Source organism: Methylobacterium sp. BTF04, assembly GCF_010692745.1.
GTDB lineage: Bacteria > Pseudomonadota > Alphaproteobacteria > Rhizobiales > Beijerinckiaceae > Methylobacterium.
This window is the reverse complement of sequence record NZ_JAAHTB010000006.1, coordinates 24,445-43,981: the sequence shown is the minus strand read 5'-3', so window position 1 is coordinate 43,981 and position 19,537 is coordinate 24,445. Positions and strand designations below refer to the sequence as shown.

The following is a 19,537-nucleotide window of genomic DNA, read 5'->3' as shown; positions in this document are numbered from 1 at the left end:
GGGGGAGCCTATTTTTTTTCCATGACGCACTGGAGAGGATGTTGATGTTTGCGCGCGAAGTCCATGACCTGCGTCACCTTAGTCTCGGCGACCTCGTAGGTGAAAACTCCGCACTCACCCACACCATTGTGGTGGACGTGCATCATGATCTGGTATGCGTCTTCCTGTGACTTATTGAAGAACTTCTCGACCACATGCACGACGAACTCCATCGGAGTATAGTCATCGTTCAAAAGAAGTACCCGATAGAGGCTCGGGCGCTTGGTCTTCGTCTTCGTCCGGGTGATGATCGCAGTGCCAGACCGACCATCGTCGTTGCCGCCCGGATCATGCGGGTCCGAGTCCACGGACCTGACCGATCGTCCAGTCGTACCTATCTCGGCACGCGACCGCGCACCGCCCCGCAGCGGGACATCGAAAATTTGAATCGCATCGACCCGAAATGGCGGCATGCTGCTCATGAAGCTGCTGATCCGCGAGGGGGCGCCGGCGAGGCGCGCTCGCATTGAGAGCAATCTATAGAGCGCCGGGTCGTTTCGCCAGTCGGCTGCGCGCACTTGTCCGTGTCGGAGGGGCGCCGATGGCTAGAGGGCGGATAGGCGACCGCGCTTACGCGATCGCCGGGTTCGGGTCATCGGGCTTATTCAGGCGATCGCGGGCAGCGTCACGCCGGCCGGAGCGCCCTTGGCGAGATCCTTGGTCATGTCCTTGGCGAGCCCGCTGTAGAGCTCGCCGATGAACTTGGCCTGTGCCGTCATGCGCTCATAGGAGCCCTTCAGGTATTCGGCCTGGATCTGCAGGGCGGTCTTCGGATCGCGGGCCTTGGCGAGCTCCCGCATGGCCGTCGCGCTATGTTGGAGCGACTGCTTGGCGAAGTCGGCCCATTCGATGCCTGCGGTCTGCGCGGTCTTCGACACGGCCTCGACACTCTTCAGCATCATCTGCATCGGGTTCTGCCCGGAGGCGCCCTGCCCGAAGGTGCGGGGGGAAAACGGCTTCAAGGTCGCGAAAGACTGCGTCATCATGGCTGCGCTCTGCCCTTGCGGGCCCTCTGTGAAAGATATCTTCGAACGTCCCACTGTGTGCGGCGCACCAAATTCCGTCAAGACCGATGTTGCGTCGCACCATTATCCGTAAGATCCATTGCGGATCATTAACCCGGCCGTAACTGCATCGACCTAGCCTGATTGACAGATGTTGCGAGGTCACGGCGGCTTTGAGCCGGCCTCGTACGGATGTTGCGGTGCAAGCCGGCCGAAAGGCCGCGCATGTCGAGGCAGTGAGTCGTAATGCGTAGCCCCTCCAGCCGGTCCCAATTCGGTCGCGCCAAGGTCGCGCCGACGTTGCCGGCCCTCATCGCAGCGGCGGCCGTTCTCACGGCGATCGCGTCTCCCGCCGAAGCGAAGCGTCATCCCCATCATCGCGGAGGCGGCGGCTACAGCCCGCCCTACGCCGCCATGGTCGTCGACGTGAAGACCGGAAAGACGCTGCACGCCGTCAACGAGGATTCCCTGCGTCATCCGGCATCGATCACCAAGGTGATGACGCTGTACATGCTGTTCGAACAGCTCGAGCGCGGCCGCTACACCCTCGAATCCCCGCTCTCGATCTCGTCCTTCGCTGCCGCGCAGGCGCCCTCGAAGCTCGGGCTGCGGCCGGGCTCGACCATCGAGGTCGAAGACGCGATCAAGGCCATCGTCACGAAATCGGCCAACGACGTCGCCTGCGCCATCGGAGAGAACATCGCCGGCTCGGAGGCGCGCTTCGCCGAGATGATGACCGCGAAAGCCCACGCACTCGGCATGAGCCGGACCCACTACGCCAATGCCTCCGGGTTGCCCGATTCCGATCAGATCACCACCGCGCGGGACCTGACGATCCTGGCGCGGGCGATCCAGGACCGCTTCCCGCGCTACTACAAGTATTTCCAGACCCGCTCCTTCGCCTTCCGCGGCCGGGTCATCGGCAACCACAACCACCTGCTCGGCCGCGTCGAGGGCGTGGACGGCATCAAGACCGGCTACACCCGCGATTCCGGCTTCAACCTGATGACCGCCGCCAAGTCCGACGACCGCCAGATCGTGGCGATCGTGCTCGGCGGCAAGTCGGGTGCGAGCCGGGACAAGATCATGGCCGACCTGGTCCGGGCCAGCCTGCCGCGAGCCTATGCGGGCAACCGGCAGACCCCTTCCAGCATAGAGGTCGCCGAGCGGGCGCGACCGGCAGTGGTGGCCGACGGCGCCTCCCGCACCCGCACCCAGGTCGCCTCCGCCGACGACGAGGATATCGAGACCACCGCCTCGACGCCGCGCGGCGAGCAGCCCCTCGACATCAGTCCGAACCGGACCACGACGACGCCTGGCAGCGCCGGTACGAAGTGGCGCTCCGGCGCCCTGCCGGGCAGCGCCCAGGCCTATGCGCCGGCCGCGGGACAATCCGCCTTCCCAGCGGGCTCGAAGACCAACGCCCGTCTCGCCTCGGTGGACGGTCCTCGGACGGAATCGGCGCCCAAGCCGATCTCCGGTACCAAGGTCACGCCCACCGCCTGGGTGATCCAGCTCGGCGCCATGGACGACGAGGACAAGGCCAAGTCGATGCTCTCGGAGGCACGCAGCCGCGGCGGCGGATCGCTGTCGAAGGCTTCGCCCTACACGGTGAAGGTCGAGCATGGCGGGGCGACCCTGTACCGGGCCCGCTTCTCGGGGTTCGCCGAGCAGGATTCCGCCCAGGACGCCTGCAACGCGCTCAAGCGCAACGGCTTCAGCTGCTTCGCAACCCGCAGCTGACAGTTTCGGAAGAGTGAGCAGTCCGAGTTCGGGATTGCTCGTTTCCCATACGCGGCGCGGATCGGCGCCGCGTGAAAGATGTGCCCATTGAATGGGTCGCGTGAAGTTCTCGATTTTTTCTGGCAACGCGCGTGGAGTATCAGCGATGTCGGTTCGTCAGCCTGTCCCGGGCCGCGTTGACACGCGCCGCCTGTTCGACCGTTCCACCCTGGTCGGGGTGAAGCCGCTTCATCAGCGTTCTGTGAGCCGTGCGGATCTCCTCCAGGGACGCCCCGCGCTCAAGCCCCAGGATCTGATAGGCCTGCTCCTGCGTCATCGCCCCTGGGTCCGCCGAGCGGCGCGCCCGCGGGTCGGGATCAGCGTCAGCGTCTACACGCCAGCCGGCGTGCCGGCGGTCGAGATACGCCTCTAGGCGGCGCGCGGTGTCGGGGTCGTTGTCTCGGCAAAAGCGCAGCAGATCGAGCAGCGCCGGTCGCGGGATCAGGCCGAGCGCCTGACCGGCGAACGGACCGACGAGGGCGACCCCCTCGCCCGTCTCCCCGAACTGCACCGTTTGGACGCCGCGCGGCGCAGTGCCACGGCGCACTCTTCCGATGAGCCTCTGCCAGCGCTGCGCGAATCCGGAACGCCCCTCCAGAAGCCAGATGCCACCGGCTCCAAGTAGCAGAGCGAGGTCGATACGTCCGCGCACGAGGACAAGGCCGGCCAGTGCGAGGGCGACATAGCCGCCGACCTGCCGCATCATTCGCGTCGTCAGGGCCGGATAGTGGCGCCGGGCATTGCCGGCGCCCCACCACAGGATGAGGAGCGCGAGTCCCCCGAACAGCAGGGTCATCGCGCGATGCCGTACTGGGCACCGATCCGGCCGCCGACCCGCACTTCGACGCCGCCAATCTCGTGAATGCCGTTCTCCCTGGAAACGCGCGGCCGTGCCGCCGCCGCAGCATGACATTCCGGATTCGGCGGAAGCCGCACCCCTTCGGGCGCGTCCTCAGGGCAGAGCTGACGAGTGGGCCCGCGCGCGCTCCCCTCCCCCGCCGCAGCCGCGGTGACGGTTGCGACGAGCAGGAAGGCCGCAACGGATCGGGTATCGAGAAACATGAACTGCCTTTGTCGAAGCCCGCGACCCTATCGCCGCGCGTTGGCGATGACGAGCCGGCGTTCGAGAGTTGAGTCCCGCGGGTGTTACAGACGCGACTCGGCGACGTCGGCGGTAGTCACGCGCACGGTACGGGTCCGGCCGTTGCGCTCCACCGTGAATTCCACCGTAGAACCGAGGCCGGCAGATTCCATCGCGGCGGTGAAATCGGCGAGGCGGTGTACCGGCTGCCCGGCCGCACCGACGATGACATCGCCGATTTCACCGGTCTGCGTATCGACGCCGCGCAGTCCCGCATTCGCGGCGGGCGATCCACGGAGAACCCGCAGCACCACGACGCCGTCGATGCCGAGGCGTGCGGCGGTCGCCTCCTCACCGGCGATGATGCCGATCCCGGGGGTGCGGACGCGCCCGTTGCGGATCAACTCCGGCACGATCCGGTTCACGACGTCGACGGGGATGGCGAAGCCGATCCCGGCGCTCGCCCCCGACGGCGAGAAGATCGCGGTGTTGACCCCGATGAGCCGGCCGGCGGAATCGAGCAGCGGGCCGCCGGAATTACCGGGGTTGATCGCCGCATCGGTCTGGATGACGCCCGACAGCTCGCGCCCTTCGCCGGTGGGGAGACGGCGCTGGAGTGCGCTGACGACGCCGGTGGTCAGGGTATGGTCGAGACCGAACGGGTTGCCGATGGCGAAGGCCGATTGCCCGACCTTGAGGTCGGACGAGGTCCCGATGGCGAGCGGCGGCGGCATCGCGGCGATGCGCCCGAGTCGGAGCACCGCGAGATCATAGCTCGGCGCCGTACCGACCACCGTCGCGGCGATCACCTCTCCCGAGGAGAGCCGCACCGAGATCGACCCCCCGCCTTTCACCGCGGCGTCGACCACGTGGTTGTTGGTGACGATGTGACCGCCGGCATCCCAGACCAACCCGGTGCCGGTCTGCGCGCCGCCGCCGCTCTGCCGCTCGCCGTCCTCGGATTCGACGCCGAGCAGGGCGCGTCCCTGTGCGGCGGCCTGGGCAAAGACGTGCACGACGGAAGGGCTGGCGCGGGCGAACAGCGCCACAGTGGAGGCCTCGGCCGGGGCAAGGTCACCCCGCGCTGTCACTGCGCGCGGCGTCTGCGCCGAAAACAGGAACGCGGTCACGTAAGGCTGGGCCACCAACAGCGCGAACAGGACGAGGGCCGCGCTCAACCCAATCCTCACGAACCGATCCGGCATGTTGCATCCCTTTTACCACGCTGGAAAATTCGTATCGGTGCGCGGCCGCATTAACTCCTCGGTGACGCAATTCCCGTCAACTGGATCCAAGGGCGACACGGCCAGGGTGCGTCAGCACACCGTCTCCCCACGATGACGTAGCTACAACTCTCGATCACCGCGAGATCTACAAAACAGACATAAACGGAAACAGCGTCCAGATGCAGCCATATGGCGCATTATGCTTCAGACATAATGCTCCGCATGAGGGATAGTGCGTCGAAACAGTGGCGGTTTTAAATACCGTGCCTGAATTGATCGCAAAGCTGCCCTAGAGATGCTTCCATTCACATCGATACAGAGCCCCATCGGCCGTTCAGATTCGCCTCTTTAACAGTGTGCGGACCGGGCTGCCGGCATCGTGGGGAACGTCCCTCCCGATTCAAGGAACAGGCATCATGGAAACCGAAGCCCTCGAACGACCGGCCGATCTGACGATCTGGCGTACTGCCCCGGTCCCCGCTCCCCTCGCTCAGCCCGCTCGCTACGAGACCCTGCGCGAGGCGATCAAGGCCGCTGCCGGCGCCCTCACCGATCCGGCCAAGCAGCCGTGGATCATCACGGAAGAGGGCGAGATCCTCTCCCCGAACTGGATCCGCACCTACCTCAACTGAGCCGATCCGTCGGCGCCGAATCCGGCGCCGCCCGCATCGCGAGCCGACCGCCGCACCGTCCGCGGCCGGCTCACGAGCGTCGCTAGACCGTATGAAACGCTCATCAACACAAACCACGACTGGAATTCCTTCACGGAGGCCAACGGCCGGCGGGTCGCCTGCCGCGGGCATAGCCATCTGCGGGCGGGGGTGCCGGATAGTCTCGGCGAGCCAGATGGAGGCTGCTACCAAGTCCGACGCCAACAAGAAGCGGCATCCCGCGGTGAATGCATCCGAGTTCAAAATCCGCCCACCTCTGGCCGAACAGCAGCGCGCTCACCGCGAACGCCGCGACGTGCCTGTCCAAGCGAAAGTGGTGACTGATGAAATTCGGTTCGATCGCCCCAGCTGGCGGCAGCGTGAGCGCCAAAGGCGAATGATGCGAGGACCGGAAATCGAACTGACTTCAGACGCTGGCGATCTTACGAACGCGTCTTAGCGCACAGGGATGCGGTCAAAAGCTGTACGCCGGTCAGAGGCAGGCTGCGTCGGCCTAAGAAGCCAGACGCGCGCGGCGCTCGCGGTGACGGTTTCGTGTCCGGTTGAGCCGTCCTCGGCGAGGCCGGGTCAGCGGGTCAATGAGGCAAGAAAAAAGGCCGCTCCGAAGAGCGGCCCGAAGTCTAGGGAGGAAACGCCCAAGAAGGGCTGCCGGACCACGACGCCATCGCGATCCCGCAATGCACAAAGTAGAGTGCGCCGCACAAATAGCAAGGGACTTCCGTCCGCCCCCGCCCATCATCGGTGCATGCCCCTCGGGCGCCCTGCGCAACACTCAGGCGCGCCAACGGAGCGCCACGCTTACGCTTGATGCTCGCTCAGCAGGCGCGCAATTTCAGCCTTGAGCGGCTCGGACAAGTCCTTCCGCTCCAGCGCGTAGGCGATGTTGGCCGTGAGGAAGCCGAGCTTCGAGCCGGTATCGTAGGTCCGGCCCTCGTAGCGCATACCGAAGAATTGCTGCTCCTGCGCCAGCTTGATCATCGCATCGGTGAGCTGAATTTCTCCGCCCGCACCCTTTTCGCCATGGGCGAGGATGTCGAAGATCTCGGGCTGGAGGATATAGCGGCCGGAGATGATGAAATTCGAGGGCGCAGTGCCGGCCTTCGGTTTTTCGACCATACCGTTGATTTCGAAGGTCTGCCCGAAGGTCTCGCCGACGCCGACAATACCGTACTGGTGCGTCTCATCGGGCTTCACCTCTTCGACGGCGATGACGTTGCCACCGTGCCGCTCATAGGCCGAAAGCATCTGCTGCATGCAGCCGCGGCTCAACATATCCGGCAACAGCACCGCGAAGGGTTCGTCGCCGACGATCTCGCGGGCGCACCACACCGCATGACCGAGGCCGAGCGGTGCCTGCTGCCGGGTGAAGCTGGTCTGGCCGGCGGCCGGCAGATCGCGCTTGAGTTCCTGGTATGCGGCGTCCTTGCCGCGCTCCTGCAACATGCGGTCGAGTTCGAATGCCACGTCGAAATGGTCCTCGATCACGGCCTTGCCGCGACCGGTGACGAAGATGAAGTGCTCGATGCCGGCTTCACGGGCCTCGTCGACCACATGTTGGACCACCGGCCGGTCGACCACCGTCAGCATTTCCTTCGGAACGGCCTTCGTCGCCGGAAGGAAGCGAGTGCCTAAGCCCGCGACAGGAAGAACGGCCTTGCGAATCGGTTTCATCAAACGGGACCCGGTGGCAAAGAGGAGAGTGTGAAGAGCCTGACAGACGAGCAGTTTCAGTTGCGGCGCCCCTGCGCGATCCCGGCAATGGGCTCGCGCGGTGCACGCGATCTACGGCATAAACGACAACACGGTTTTCCGATATATCTGCGCTGTAAGGTTTAAGAGGGCTCTGGGCGATGGCGGTTCTTGTGACGGGCGGAGCCGGCTACATCGGCAGCCACATGGTGTTGGCGTTGCTCGATGCAGGCCATGAAGAGATCGTCGTTCTCGATGATCTCTCCACAGGTTTCGATTGGGCGCTGCCGCCCGAGGTCAAGCTCGTAATCGGCGACGTGGCCGATCAGGCGCTGGTGACCGAGATCATCCTCCAGCACCGCATCGACGCGGTTGCGCATTTCGCCGCCAAGATCGTCGTGCCGGAATCGGTGGCCGATCCGCTGGGCTATTACCTCGCCAATACGGTGAAGACCCGCGCGCTGATCGAGACGGTGGCGCGCACGGGCGTCAAGCACGTGATCTTTTCCTCCACCGCAGCGGTCTACGGTGAGCCGGAGATCGTTCCGGTTCCGGAGAATCTTCCGGCCTCGCCGATCAATCCTTACGGCCGCTCCAAGCTGATGAGCGAGTGGATGATCGCCGATGCCGCCGCGGCGCATGGATTCTCCTATGTCATCCTGCGTTACTTCAACGTCGCCGGGGCCGACCCGCGCGGGCGCACCGGTCAATCGACCCCCAATGCCACACACCTGATCAAGGTCGCGACCCAGGCCGCCCTGGGCCAGCGGACGCATCTCGATGTCTACGGCACCGATTATCCGACCCGGGACGGCTCGTGTCTGCGCGACTACATCCAGGTCTCGGATCTGGCCGAAGCCCACCGGGTGGCGCTCGACCACCTGCGGGCGGGCGGCGAGAGCCTGACCATGAATTGCGGATACGGCCAGGGCTACTCGGTTCTCGAAGTCATCGACGTGGTCAAACGCGTCTCCGGCCGTGATTTCGAGGTGCGGTTGTCGCCGCGCCGTCCCGGCGATCCCGCCCAGATCGTCGCAAAAGCCGACCGTATCCGGCAACTCGGTTGGCAGCCGCGACACGACGACCTCGACGGCATCGTCGCCCAGGCCTTCGCCTGGGAAGAGGCTCTGACCCGCCGCAACCGTACGTGAAGCACACCATTACCGCTGCCCTTGCCGGCGTGATCGCACAGGGTGCCATCAGTCAGTGTGCCTGGGCCGAGCCCGGGCGCGCCCCCGCTCTCGTGAAGGTCCGAAACCCGGTCGAGGCCGCCAGCGACCCTGCCGAGACGGGCTTTCGGGTATTCGTCGAGGCTCTACGGCCGGATGCGACCGCAAGGGGCGTCTCACGCGCGATCTTCGACGCGGCCTTCCGCGATGTCGCCACGCCGGATGCGGAGGTGCTGGCGCGGACTAGGCGTCAGGGCGAGTTCGCACGTCCGGTCTGGGAGTACCTCGTGGGCGCGGTCTCCCCGGGCCGGATCACGCGTGGGCGAGCGCAAGGCGCGCGTCTGGCGGCGACGCTCGCGTCCATCGAGGCACAGACCGGCGTCCCCCGCGCCATCGTGCTGGCATTCTGGGGGATCGAGTCCGATTTCGGCGCAAGTGCCGGCACCGTCTCGACGATTCGGGCGCTCGCGACCCTGGCGCAGGCCCGGTTTCGTGGAAATCTGTTCCGCGAAGAATTGCTCGCCGCGCTCACCATCCTGGAACGCGGCGACATCACCCCGGCTCGCATGAAAGGCTCCTGGGCCGGAGCGATGGGGCAGGTTCAGTTCTTGCCGTCGAGCTTTCTCGCCCACGCGGTGGATTTCGACGGCGACGGCCATCGCGATATCTGGAACTCGGATGCCGACGCCCTCGCCTCGATTGCAGGCTACCTCAAGAATCTGGGCTGGAATCCGGGGCTGTCCTGGGGATATGAGGTCGTTCTGCCCGCCGACTTCGACCTGACGCGCTACCGCGCCGATCTCGCCGACTTCGCGCGTCGCAGCGTGCACCGGACCGACGGTGCTGCGCTGCCGGTCTCGGGCGAGGCCAGCGTGTTCCTACCTGGAGGCATCGGCGGACCGGCCTTCCTCATCACCGGCAATTTCGAGGTGGTTCGCGCCTACAACACCTCGGATGCCTACGCGCTGGCGGTCGGGCATCTCGCCGATCGGCTCGCTGGTGGTCCTGCCCTCGCGGCCGCCTGGCCGAGCAAGGCGGCACGTCTCGATACCGATGGTCTACGCGCGCTCCAGACCGGATTGGCAGCACGTGGGCTCTATGCCGGCGATGCCGATGGCCGGGCCGGCCCCAAGCTGCGGGACGCGGTACGGCAATATCAAATTGGACAGGGTATTCCGGCAGATGGGTATGCCACGCCGGCACTTCTCGCTCGGGTGAAGGGCGGCCCTTAGACCTCGGCGGCTTCCTCGGCTAGACTGTGATCTCCCTTAAGGGTGCACCTTATTGCGCCCCCTGCGACAGATTTCGAGATCGTTGCCATTTCCAGGTCGTTTCCATGTCGAGGTCGTTTCCCATGACGCTTCCGGCGCCGCGTGTGGCCTGTTCCTTGATCGTCTGCATCGGTCTTCTCCTGGTCGGGTCCGTGCCGGTCCGGGCGCAATGGGGCGATTCCTACGACGCGCCGCAAAGGCGCTCACGCGACGTCTATCGCGACGACAGCGGCTACGGCGCGCGACAAGCCAATCGCCGCTACGCGCCGCCGCCTCAGGAGGCGCCGCGCCAGTTCTACTGGCCATGGGAGGACCGCCCGCAACAAGCCCAACCCGCACCAGTCTCACCAAGTGCGCGTCAGCCGCCCCGGCAACGCGGGCCAAGCTACGCCGACGATCCGCGCTCCTCACGTGAGGACACGCGTCCGGTCCGGCGGCGTCCGCGCCCGGTTCCGCTCGTCGCCCAGCCCAAACCCGTCGCCCCCAAGGCCGAGCCGGCCACCCGCATCGCGGTCTTCGGAGATTCCTTGGCCGGATATCTCAGCAGCGGCCTCGACGACGTCTTCGAGGACAATGCCGATGTCGGCGTGCTCGACCGTTCGAAGCCGGACAGCGGCTTGGTGCGTAAGGACGTTGTCGACTGGCCGAAGGCGGCCGAAGACTTCCTGAAGGCCAATCCTAAGGTCGCCTTCGCCCTCGTGATGCTCGGTGCCAATGACCGGCAGCCGATCCGCGACAACGACCAATCCGTCGAGCCGTTGAGCGAGCGGTGGCGCGCGCTCTACGCGGAGCGCGTCGATGCGATGGTCAAGGTGTTCACCGACCGCAAGATTCCGCTGATCTGGGTCGGCACCCCACCGATGAAATCGGAATCCCTCGCCAAGGATCTCGCTGTCATCAACGACATCTGTCGCGAGCGCGTCGCCAGGGCCGGGCAGACCTACGTGGATATCTGGCCGGGTTTCGTCGACGACCGGAACCGCTATGCAGCGAACGGGCCGGACCTGGAAGGCCAGGAGGCGAAGTTGCGCACCTCCGATGGCGTGCACTTCACCAAGGCGGGCGCGCGCAAGGTCGCCCACTTCGCCGATGTGGAGCTCAAGCGGCTAATGGGAGCAGGCTCACCCGAGCAGCCCGCGGCTCCGGTCGCGACCGCGCCGATGCCGACACTCGACAACGAACCGGTCAAGCTCGACGACGCGGCTGCCATCGATCGTCAGATCACCGCCATGCTGCCGAGCCTGCCCGAGCCGCCCGGTATCCCGGCCCTCCCGATCAAGCCGCTGGCCGGTCCAGTTTTACCGCTCGGCCGCAGCGAAATCACGCCGGGGGGAACCCTGATTAGCAGTCGACCGCGCGACGGTGACCCAACAGGGAATGTCGAGCGGGCGCTTCTGCGCGGAGCGGCGCCATTGCCTCAACCCGGCCGGGCCGACGACTTCAAGTGGCCGCCGGGGTGAACACGCGCGGCCTCGCGTCCAGTTTGACCGGCCCCGCGCAGCGGGACCGGTCGTCGCCTCAGCGCGGCAGGATGCTGACACCCATCAGCGCTTCGTCGATCGAGCGCGCGGCCTGCCGGCCTTCCCGGATCGCCCAGACGACGAGGGACTGACCCCGGCGCATGTCGCCGGCAGCGTAAATCTTCTCGTTGGAGGTCCGGTAATCGGTCACATCGGCGGTGACGTTGCCGCGCTTGTCCATCGCGACGCCGGACTCCTCGAGAAGCCCCTTGCGGAGCGAACCGGCGAAACCGATCGCCAGGAACACGAGATCGGCCGGCAGAACGAACTCTCCGCCGGGCACGGGCTGGCGCTTGTCGTCGACCCGAGTGCAGACCACGCCGGTGAGCTTGCCCTTCTTGCCCTCGAGCCGAAGGGTCGCCGCCTGGAACTCGCGCTCGGCGCCTTCGGCTTGGCTCGACGAGGTGCGCATCTTGGTGGGCCAGTACGGCCAGACCGAGAGCTTGTCCTCGCGCTCGGGCGGCCGGGGCCGGATGTCGAGCTGCGTCACCGACAGGGCGCCCTGGCGGAACGAGGTGCCGACGCAATCGGACGCGGTGTCGCCGCCGCCGATGACGACGACGTTCTTGGCGGTGGCGAGGATCGGTAACTCGCCGTTGCCCGGCATCGGCTCGGCGCCGACGCGACGGTTCGATTGGACGAGGAACGGCATCGCGTAATGCACTCCGATGAGCTCCTGGCCGGGAAGCTGCGGATTGCGCGGGTCTTCGGCACCGCCGGCAAACAGGACTGCGTCGAACTCGGCGGTGAGTTCGTCGAGCGGCTTCGTCACACCGACATTGACGCCATAATAGAAGCGGACGCCCTCTGCCTCCATTTGCTTCACGCGCCGATCGATATGGCGCTTCTCCATCTTGAAGTCGGGAATGCCGTAGCGCAGCAGGCCGCCGGCCTTCGGCTCGCGCTCGAAGACGTGGACGTCGTGGCCGACGCGGGCGAGCTGCTGGGCCGCCGCCATGCCGGCGGGGCCCGAGCCGATGACGGCGACCTTCTTGCCGGTGCGGTGTCCGGCCGGCTCGGGCTTCACCCAGCCGTTGTTCCAGGCGCGATCGGCGATTGCCTGCTCGATGGTCTTGATCGCCACCGGCTGGTTTTCGAGATTCAGCGTGCACGCCTCCTCGCAAGGCGCCGGGCAGATGCGCCCGGTGAATTCGGGAAAGTTGTTTGTGGAGTGGAGGTTACGCGCCGCCTCCTCCCAATCCGACTGGAAGACGAGTTCGTTCCAGTCGGGAATCTGGTTGTGGACCGGGCAGCCGGTATCGCCATGGCAGAACGGGATGCCGCAATCCATGCAGCGCGCCGCCTGCTTTTTCAGGTCGTGCTCGTCGAGCGGCAGCGTGAACTCACGAAAATGCCGCACGCGGTCGGCGGCGAGCTGGTACTTCTGCTCTTGCCGATCGAATTCGAGGAAGCCCGTGACCTTGCCCATCGTGACCGTCTTTCGCGAGTCTAGCTGATCGTCGTGCGGAAGGCGGCCGAATACGGCCTGTTCCGCTGATTGACTATGCGGTGCCCTTACCCGAGGGCAGCTTCAAGGGCCGCCGCATCGTATTCCTGCGCGAAAGCTCCACTGCAACGTGTGAGCCAAGCCCGGATCGCCGGCCTCCCCTCCGGGGAGAATCCGACCTGTTCGACCCATGGCGTATAACCCAAGAGTGCAACATTCGCGATGATTGCGCCGCGACCGACCAACCGGGCTGCGTCCGAGTTCGGTGCAACGCAGTCCATGGGCCGAAACGACCAGCGGCGATCCGAACTTTCGGAAATTCCCAGAATCGGGATCCCCGAAAATTCGGATCCGCGCACTACTCGGCTGCCACCGGCATCCGCGCCATTTCCATCTCGCGCAACGCCCGGCGGTACTCCACCGGCATCACTTTGACGAACCTGGTGCGGTAGCCGGCCCAATCCTCCAGGATCGCCTTGGCACGCGGGGACCCCGTGTATTTCAGGTGATTGGTGATGAGCTGGCTCAGGCGCTCCTCGTCGTGGCCGGACATATCGGCCAGGATGTCGACGCGCCCCTTGGTCTCGAGGTCGCCGTCCTGGTGGAAGCGACGCATCAGGTCGTCCTCCTCCTCGACGGGCTCGAGATCGACCATCGAGAGATTGCAGCGGGCGGCGAAAGAGCCGTCGGCATCGAGCACGTAGGCGATGCCGCCGGACATGCCGGCCGCGAAGTTGCGCCCGGTCTCGCCGATGGACACCACGACACCGCCGGTCATGTACTCGCAGCCATGGTCGCCCATGCCTTCGACCACCGCGATGGCGCCGGAATTGCGCACGGCGAAGCGCTCGCCGGCCGAGCCGCGGATGTAGCACTCACCCGCGATGGCCCCGTACAGGACGGTGTTGCCGGCCATGATCGTGTGCGACGGCGGTGCCCGAAGGGCATCGGACGGCCGGATGATCAGCTTGCCGCCCGACAGACCCTTGCCGACGTAATCGTTGGCATGGCCGGTCAGGACCACGGTGACACCGGCCGCGAGCCAGGCGCCGAAGCTCTGGCCGGCGGTGCCGGACAGGTTCACCCGGATCGTGTCGTCGGGCAGGCCCTCGTGGCCATAGAGCTTGGCCACCGCGCCCGACAGCATCGCGCCGGCGGTGCGGTCCGAGTTCCGGATGACCTCGTCGATCACCACGGTCTCACCGCTCTCCAACGCAGCCTTGGCGCCGGCGAGAAGGCGACGGTCGAGAACATCGTCGATGGGGTGCTTCTGCTTCTCGACGTGGCGGATGGCGATCTCCGGCCCGACATCGGGGCGGTGGAACAACTTCGAGAAATCGAGGCCGCGGGCCTTCCAGTGCTTGACCACCTCCAGGCTGTCGAGGAAGTCGGCACGGCCGATCAGGTCCTCGAGCTTGGTGTAGCCCATCGCCGCCATCAGCTCGCGCAACTCCTCCGCCACGAAGAAGAAGTAGTTGATCACGTGCTCGGGCGTGCCCTTGAAGCGCTTGCGCAGCACCGGGTCCTGCGTCGCCACGCCGACCGGGCAGGTGTTGAGGTGGCACTTGCGCATCATGATGCAGCCGGCCGCGATCAGCGGCGCGGTGGAGAAGCCGAACTGATCGGCACCGAGCAGGGCCGCGACGAGCACGTCGCGCCCGGTGCGGATGCCTCCATCGGCCTGCAGCACCACCCGGCCACGCAAGTGGCTGAGCACCAGGGTCTGTTGGGTTTCGGCAAGGCCAGTCTCCCACGGACCGCCGGCGTGCTTGATGGAGGTGAGCGGCGCCGCGCCCGTACCGCCGTCGAAGCCGGAGATGGTGATGTGGTCGGCCCGCGCCTTGGCGACGCCGGTGGCCACCGTGCCGACTCCGACTTCGGAGACCAGCTTCACCGAGACGTCGGCGGCGGGATTGACGTTCTTCAGGTCGAAGATCAGCTGGGCCAGATCCTCGATCGAGTAGATGTCGTGGTGTGGCGGCGGCGAGATCAGGCCGACGCCCGGGGTGGCGTAGCGGACCTTGGCGATCTTGGCGTCGACCTTGTGGCCGGGCAGCTGGCCGCCCTCGCCGGGCTTGGCGCCCTGCGAGACCTTGATCTGCATCATGTCGGCGTTGACGAGATATTCGGTGGTCACGCCGAATCGGCCCGAGGCCACCTGCTTGATCGCCGAGCGGCGCGAGCGCCCGTCGGCCATCGGCTTGAAGCGCTCGACCTCCTCGCCGCCCTCGCCCGAGTTCGAACGACCGCCGAACGAGTTCACCGCGATGGCCAGCGTCTCGTGCGCCTCCTTCGAGATCGACCCGTACGACATGGCGCCGGTGGCGAAGCGCTTGACGATGTCGACCGCCGGCTCGACCGCCTCGATGGCGACGGGCTCGCGGCCGAGTTCGGCGGCCTGCTTGATCCGGAACAGGCCCCGGATGGTCTTGAGGTGGTTCTCCTGCTCGTTCACCAGCTTGGCGTATTCGCGGTAGCGATCGGGCAGCCCGAGGCGCACCGCGTGCTGCAGCGTCGCGACGGAATCCGGGGTCCAGGTGTGGCTCTCGCCGCGCAGGCGGTAGGCGTACTCGCCGCCGACATCGAGCGCGGTCCGGTAGATCGGCGCGTCGCCGAAGGCGTCCGAGTGACGCCGCGTGGTTTCCTCGGCGACCTCGGCCATGCCGATGCCTTCGATGGTGGTCGCGGTGCCGAAGAAGTCGCGGGCGACGAAGGCCGAGTTCAGGCCGATGGCGTCGAAGATCTGGGCGCCGCAATAGGACTGGTAGGTGGAGATGCCCATCTTGGACATCACCTTCAGCAGGCCCTTATCGATCGACTTGATGTAGCGGTAGACGATCTCGTCGGGGGTCAGGTCCGGCGGGAACTCGTCCTTCATCGCGATCAGCGTCTCGAAGGCGAGATACGGGTTGATCGCCTCGGCGCCGTAGCCGGCCAGACAGGCGAAGTGGTGCACCTCGCGCGGCTCGCCCGACTCGATCACGAGCCCCACCGACGTGCGAAGCCCCTTGCGGATCAGGTAGTTGTGCACCGCCGCCGTCGCCAGCAGCGCCGGGATCGCGATGCGATCTGGGCCGACGCCACGATCCGACAGGATAATAATGTTGTAGCCGCCGCGGACCGCGACCTCGGCCCGGTCGCACAGGCGATCCACCGCGCCTTCCATGGCGGCAGCACCGGTCTCGGCCGGGAAGGTCATGTCGAGAGTCTTGGTGTCGAAACGATCCTCGAAATGGCTGATCGAGCGGATCTTCTCGAGATCGCCATTGGTCAGGATCGGCTGTCGCACCTCGAGCCGCTTCTTGCGGGACGCGCCTTCCATGTCGAGCAGGTTCGGGCGCGGACCGATGAACGAGACGAGGCTCATCACGGCCTCTTCGCGGATCGGGTCTATCGGCGGGTTGGTGACCTGCGCGAAGTTCTGCTTAAAGTAGCTGTAGAGCGACTTCGGCTTGTCCGAAAGCGCCGAAAGCGGGGTGTCGGTGCCCATCGAGCCAACGGCCTCCTGGCCGGTGACGGCCATCGGCGTCATCAGCAGCTTGAGGTCTTCCTGGCTGTAGCCGAAGGCCTGCTGGCGATCGAGCAGCGGCACATCCGAGCGCGAGGCGCGCGGGATGACCGGCTTGAGGTCTTCCAGCACGATCTGGGTGTTCTTGACCCACTCGGCATAGGGGTGCGCGGCGGCGAGCTCGCTCTTGATATCCTCGTCCGAGACGATGCGGCCCTTCTCTAGGTCGATCAGCAGCATCCGGCCCGGCTGAAGCCGCCAGGACTCGACGATCTTCTCGTCGGGGATCGGCAGCACGCCCATCTCAGAGGCGAGCACCACGAGGCCGTCATCGGTGACGAGGTAGCGGGCGGGGCGCAGACCGTTGCGATCGAGGGTCGCGCCGATCTGGCGGCCGTCGGTGAAGCACACGGCGGCCGGGCCGTCCCACGGCTCCATCAGCGCCGCGTGATACTCGTAGAACGCCTTGCGCTCTTCGTTCATCAGCGGATTGCCGGCCCAGGCCTCGGGGATCAGCATCATCATCGCGTGGGCGAGCGAGTAGCCGCCCTGCACGAGGAACTCGAGGGCGTTGTCGAAGCAGGCGGTGTCGGACTGGCCTTCGTAGGAGATCGGCCACAGCTTCGAGATGTCGTTGCCGAACAGATCGGAATCGACGCTCGCCTGTCGCGCCGCCATCCAGTTGACGTTGCCGCGCAGCGTGTTGATCTCGCCGTTATGCGCCACCATCCGGTAGGGGTGAGACAGACGCCAGGTCGGGAAGGTGTTGGTGGCGAAGCGCTGATGCACGAGCGCCAATCCCGAGATGAAGCGCTCGTCCAGCAGGTCGCGATAATATTCGCCGAGCTGGCTCACCAGAACCATGCCCTTATAGACGATGGTCCGGGTGGACAACGACACGGGGTAATACGTGTCGGTACGCGCGTCCTTGAGACCGTAGACCTTGTTCGAGATCACCTTGCGGACAGTGAACAACCGGCGCTCGAAGGCGTCCTCGTCCACGCTGGTGGCGGGGCGGCCGATGAACAGCTGGCGGTGATGCGGTTCGGTCTCCTTGACCATCACGCCGAGATCGCTCGGATCGACGGGGACGTCGCGCCATCCGAGCAGCGGCAGGCCCTCGTCGACGAGGGCCTTCTCGACGATCTGTTCGATGAGTGCGCGCGCCTCGGAATCCTTCGGCATGAAGAACTGGCCGACGCCGTAATGGCCGGGCTCCGGCAACGCGATACCGAGGCCGGCGCATTCCTCCTTGAAGAAGGCGTGCGGGATCTGGGTGAGGATGCCGCAACCATCGCCCATCTTCGGATCGGCACCGACGGCGCCGCGGTGGTCGAGGTTCTTCAGGATCTGGAGACCCTGGGCGACGATCGCGTGGGTGCGCCGGTCGTGCATATCGGCCACGAAGCCGACGCCGCAGGCATCGCTCTCCCGGGCGGGGTCGTACAGCCCCTGCGCCTTGGGCAGCGCGCCGTCACGCACGATCAGCGGCGCGCCGCCGTCACGCGTGGCGGGAATCGACGCCTGAAGCGCCCCGAATTCTGCAGATGCGACCACGCCCACCATCTCTCGCCTCCGACCCGCTCGCTCGCGAGCATGTTTCGTGCCCAAGGCCGATAGGGCCCCAGGTTTGTCTGTCGACAGCATCGGCTCGCGGCGGGTTTTGTGTCGGCGGGACTTCGGTGAGGAAGCGCCCGCTACCCGCGGGCTCGACGCCGGCCTGGTATCAAGCCGTGCGGACCCGGATCGCCGAAACGGCGATCGTCTTGGAATCTCGTTTTTTCGCCGGAAACGTCACCCGCGGAGATCCTTGGCCGAACGGACAGGTTGACTGCCAGAAATGGGACAGCCTTGCTGTCCTAACGATGGAAAGTGACAGATTTTAACAGCTCCAGCAAGTGCCTTGACCAGCGCACAGACCGTTTTCTCAAGAACCGATAGAGCTCACCGCCAGTCGATGGTGACGCAGGCGCTGAAAGCTAGGCGCCGAAGCGGTCCCCGATGGCGCGCGGAGCGAAACGAAATCGATCGAAGGACGCCTGAATCATCCCGCATTCTCGCCCCAATCCGTCGATCTAAAGGCCGGGCCGAGCACAAGCGGCATGCGGGGCAAGACCTTGCGGGCAGACAACGACCGGAGGACCCGCGCCAACAGCGGGCCTCCGGGTTGATGCCGGGATCTGGATCAAGAGGCCACATGGATTCGAGCCGCAGGGCGCCTGTGCGCTCATCGACGTCACGGACCGCCGTTTTGGCAGGCATCGTCTGCCTGTCGACATTCGGACCAGGCGTTGCGTATGCACAATACGCCTATGAGCCGGATGGGCTGATGCCGCCCCGTGCCGTGATCTGGCGCTTGAACGACCGCGGCTTCACCGAAATTTCGCGCCCGCGCTTCGACGGCCGGGCCTATGTGGTCGAAGCGTCCGGTCCGTATGGCGAACGGGTGCGCCTTTTCGTCGATGCGCGCGACGGCGCTATCCTCGGCCGCCAGCGCCTCGGCGCGGCCAGCGCGCCACCGCCCATCCGCGTGGTCCGCCCCGCTCCGGGATATGGCTGGACGGAGGAGGACGAGACGCCGCGCCGGCGGCTTCGCGAAGCCGAACGGATGGTGCCGCCCGCCGACATTCCGGCGATGCCGGGCATGCCGCAGCGGCGCTCCCGCGTTGAAACCCTGTCGCCGCCGCCTGTTCGCACCGAAGGCGCGGAGCGCAATCCGCTCGGCGTGAACCCCGATACCAAGGGTCGCCAGGACGCACCCCGCAAGGTGGTGCGGCTCAACCCACCTGTGAAACCAGCGGCGCCGCGCCCAGCTTCGGACTCGCCGAAGCTCGCCGACACGCCGCCCGCTGCCCCGAAGCCCGAGGCCGCACCGGCGACTGCCGTTCTCGAAGCACCCAAATCGGCCCCGAATCCGACGCCGGCTGCAATCCAGCCGGCTGCTGAGCCACTTGCTCAGCCCCTCGCCTTGTCTCCCGCCCCGTCTCCTGCCCAACCCGCCGCTCCGGAGAAATCCGCGAGCAAGGATTGGAAGGACCCGCCCGCCGATCAGAAGCGGGCGGTGCGGGTGATCGGGGGCGCGACCGTCGTCCCTGGCACGACCGCCAAGGACGAGCCGGCCAAGGACTGA

The 19,537-nt window shown here is 66.2% G+C and carries 15 protein-coding genes; 7 read left to right on the top strand and 8 right to left on the bottom strand.

Annotated features, from left to right (window positions below; all coding sequences use genetic code 11):
* Positions 1 to 8: 8 nt before the first annotated feature.
* Both clpS and G3T14_RS05615 read right to left on the bottom strand, forming a co-directional pair.
* Entirely contained in the window at positions 9 to 407 is a 399-nt protein-coding gene (clpS, locus tag G3T14_RS05620; protein ID WP_204262666.1) for an ATP-dependent Clp protease adapter ClpS, read from the bottom strand.
* A 237-nt stretch (positions 408 to 644) separates the two neighbouring features.
* Positions 645 to 1,025, bottom strand: coding sequence for a phasin family protein (locus tag G3T14_RS05615; RefSeq protein ID WP_246732948.1), 381 nt, complete (start codon positions 1,023 to 1,025; stop codon positions 645 to 647).
* 264 nt (positions 1,026 to 1,289) lie between these two features.
* Here G3T14_RS05615 and G3T14_RS05610 point away from each other — a divergent pair, with 264 nt between their 5' ends.
* Positions 1,290 to 2,786 carry a D-alanyl-D-alanine carboxypeptidase gene (locus tag G3T14_RS05610; protein ID WP_163640886.1) on the top strand — a complete coding sequence of 499 codons (1,497 nt, stop codon included), beginning with the start codon at positions 1,290 to 1,292 and terminating at the stop codon, positions 2,784 to 2,786.
* Between the two features lie 139 nt (positions 2,787 to 2,925).
* Here G3T14_RS05610 and G3T14_RS05605 read toward each other — a convergent pair whose 3' ends face one another.
* From G3T14_RS05605 to G3T14_RS05595, 3 genes are all read right to left on the bottom strand, one after another.
* Complete coding sequence (locus tag G3T14_RS05605) at positions 2,926 to 3,621, bottom strand: DnaJ domain-containing protein (protein ID WP_163640884.1); 696 nt, start codon at positions 3,619 to 3,621, stop codon at positions 2,926 to 2,928.
* On the bottom strand, positions 3,618 to 3,887 hold the full coding sequence (locus G3T14_RS05600; RefSeq protein WP_163640881.1) for a hypothetical protein: 270 nt from the start codon (positions 3,885 to 3,887) through the stop codon (positions 3,618 to 3,620). Before G3T14_RS05600 ends, G3T14_RS05605 begins: the two co-directional genes overlap by 4 nt.
* Positions 3,888 to 3,971: 84 nt before the next feature.
* Complete coding sequence (locus G3T14_RS05595; RefSeq protein WP_163640879.1) at positions 3,972 to 5,111, bottom strand: trypsin-like peptidase domain-containing protein; 1,140 nt, start codon at positions 5,109 to 5,111, stop codon at positions 3,972 to 3,974.
* A gap of 437 nt (positions 5,112 to 5,548) precedes the next feature.
* Between G3T14_RS05595 and G3T14_RS05590 the strand changes: the two genes are divergently transcribed.
* Together G3T14_RS05590 and G3T14_RS24945 are read left to right on the top strand one after the other, a co-directional pair.
* Positions 5,549 to 5,764 carry a hypothetical protein gene (locus G3T14_RS05590; RefSeq protein WP_163640877.1) on the top strand — a complete coding sequence of 72 codons (216 nt, stop codon included), beginning with the start codon at positions 5,549 to 5,551 and terminating at the stop codon, positions 5,762 to 5,764.
* 214 nt (positions 5,765 to 5,978) lie between these two features.
* Complete coding sequence (locus tag G3T14_RS24945) at positions 5,979 to 6,242, top strand: hypothetical protein (RefSeq protein WP_246732945.1); 264 nt, start codon at positions 5,979 to 5,981, stop codon at positions 6,240 to 6,242.
* 359 nt (positions 6,243 to 6,601) lie between these two features.
* Here G3T14_RS24945 and G3T14_RS05580 read toward each other — a convergent pair whose 3' ends face one another.
* Positions 6,602 to 7,474: a UTP--glucose-1-phosphate uridylyltransferase gene (locus G3T14_RS05580; protein WP_163640874.1), complete on the bottom strand. Its 873-nt coding sequence runs from the start codon at positions 7,472 to 7,474 to the stop codon at positions 6,602 to 6,604.
* 179 nt (positions 7,475 to 7,653) lie between these two features.
* Between G3T14_RS05580 and galE the strand changes: the two genes are divergently transcribed.
* From galE to G3T14_RS05565, 3 genes are all read left to right on the top strand, one after another.
* Entirely contained in the window at positions 7,654 to 8,643 is a 990-nt protein-coding gene (gene galE, locus G3T14_RS05575; protein ID WP_163640872.1) for a UDP-glucose 4-epimerase GalE, read from the top strand.
* A gap of 92 nt (positions 8,644 to 8,735) precedes the next feature.
* The gene (locus tag G3T14_RS05570) at positions 8,736 to 9,893 is read left to right on the top strand and encodes a lytic murein transglycosylase (protein WP_163641097.1); all 1,158 of its coding nucleotides are present in this window, start codon (positions 8,736 to 8,738) and stop codon (positions 9,891 to 9,893) included.
* A 122-nt stretch (positions 9,894 to 10,015) separates the two neighbouring features.
* Positions 10,016 to 11,392, top strand: a complete 1,377-nt coding sequence (locus tag G3T14_RS05565) for an SGNH family hydrolase (RefSeq protein ID WP_204262658.1) — start codon at positions 10,016 to 10,018, stop codon at positions 11,390 to 11,392.
* Positions 11,393 to 11,450: 58 nt separating this feature from the next.
* Here the strand turns inward: G3T14_RS05565 and G3T14_RS05560 are convergent, their stop codons facing one another.
* Together G3T14_RS05560 and gltB are read right to left on the bottom strand one after the other, a co-directional pair.
* The gene (locus tag G3T14_RS05560) at positions 11,451 to 12,881 is read right to left on the bottom strand and encodes a glutamate synthase subunit beta (protein ID WP_163640870.1); all 1,431 of its coding nucleotides are present in this window, start codon (positions 12,879 to 12,881) and stop codon (positions 11,451 to 11,453) included.
* A gap of 376 nt (positions 12,882 to 13,257) precedes the next feature.
* The gene (gltB, locus tag G3T14_RS05555) at positions 13,258 to 17,925 is read right to left on the bottom strand and encodes a glutamate synthase large subunit (RefSeq protein WP_348645216.1); all 4,668 of its coding nucleotides are present in this window, start codon (positions 17,923 to 17,925) and stop codon (positions 13,258 to 13,260) included.
* A gap of 811 nt (positions 17,926 to 18,736) precedes the next feature.
* On the opposite strand from gltB, the gene G3T14_RS05550 reads away from it, so the two are divergent.
* On the top strand, positions 18,737 to 19,537 hold the full coding sequence (locus G3T14_RS05550) for a hypothetical protein (RefSeq protein ID WP_246732943.1): 801 nt from the start codon (positions 18,737 to 18,739) through the stop codon (positions 19,535 to 19,537).

Excerpts from the sequence above, each read along its gene's own strand:
- G3T14_RS05615 (WP_246732948.1), bottom strand. The coding sequence starts at position 1,025 with ATGATGACGCAGTCTTTCGCGACCTTGAAGCCGTTTTCCCCCCGCACC.
- G3T14_RS05610 (WP_163640886.1), top strand. The coding sequence starts at position 1,290 with ATGCGTAGCCCCTCCAGCCGGTCCCAATTCGGTCGCGCCAAGGTCGCG.
- G3T14_RS05605 (WP_163640884.1), bottom strand. The coding sequence starts at position 3,621 with ATGACCCTGCTGTTCGGGGGACTCGCGCTCCTCATCCTGTGGTGGGGC.
- G3T14_RS05600 (WP_163640881.1), bottom strand. The coding sequence starts at position 3,887 with ATGTTTCTCGATACCCGATCCGTTGCGGCCTTCCTGCTCGTCGCAACC.
- G3T14_RS05595 (WP_163640879.1), bottom strand. The coding sequence starts at position 5,111 with ATGCCGGATCGGTTCGTGAGGATTGGGTTGAGCGCGGCCCTCGTCCTG.
- G3T14_RS05590 (WP_163640877.1), top strand. The coding sequence starts at position 5,549 with ATGGAAACCGAAGCCCTCGAACGACCGGCCGATCTGACGATCTGGCGT.
- G3T14_RS24945 (WP_246732945.1), top strand. The coding sequence starts at position 5,979 with ATGGAGGCTGCTACCAAGTCCGACGCCAACAAGAAGCGGCATCCCGCG.
- G3T14_RS05580 (WP_163640874.1), bottom strand. The coding sequence starts at position 7,474 with ATGAAACCGATTCGCAAGGCCGTTCTTCCTGTCGCGGGCTTAGGCACT.
- galE (WP_163640872.1), top strand. The coding sequence starts at position 7,654 with ATGGCGGTTCTTGTGACGGGCGGAGCCGGCTACATCGGCAGCCACATG.
- G3T14_RS05565 (WP_204262658.1), top strand. The coding sequence starts at position 10,016 with ATGACGCTTCCGGCGCCGCGTGTGGCCTGTTCCTTGATCGTCTGCATC.
- G3T14_RS05560 (WP_163640870.1), bottom strand. The coding sequence starts at position 12,881 with ATGGGCAAGGTCACGGGCTTCCTCGAATTCGATCGGCAAGAGCAGAAG.
- G3T14_RS05550 (WP_246732943.1), top strand. The coding sequence starts at position 18,737 with ATGCCGCCCCGTGCCGTGATCTGGCGCTTGAACGACCGCGGCTTCACC.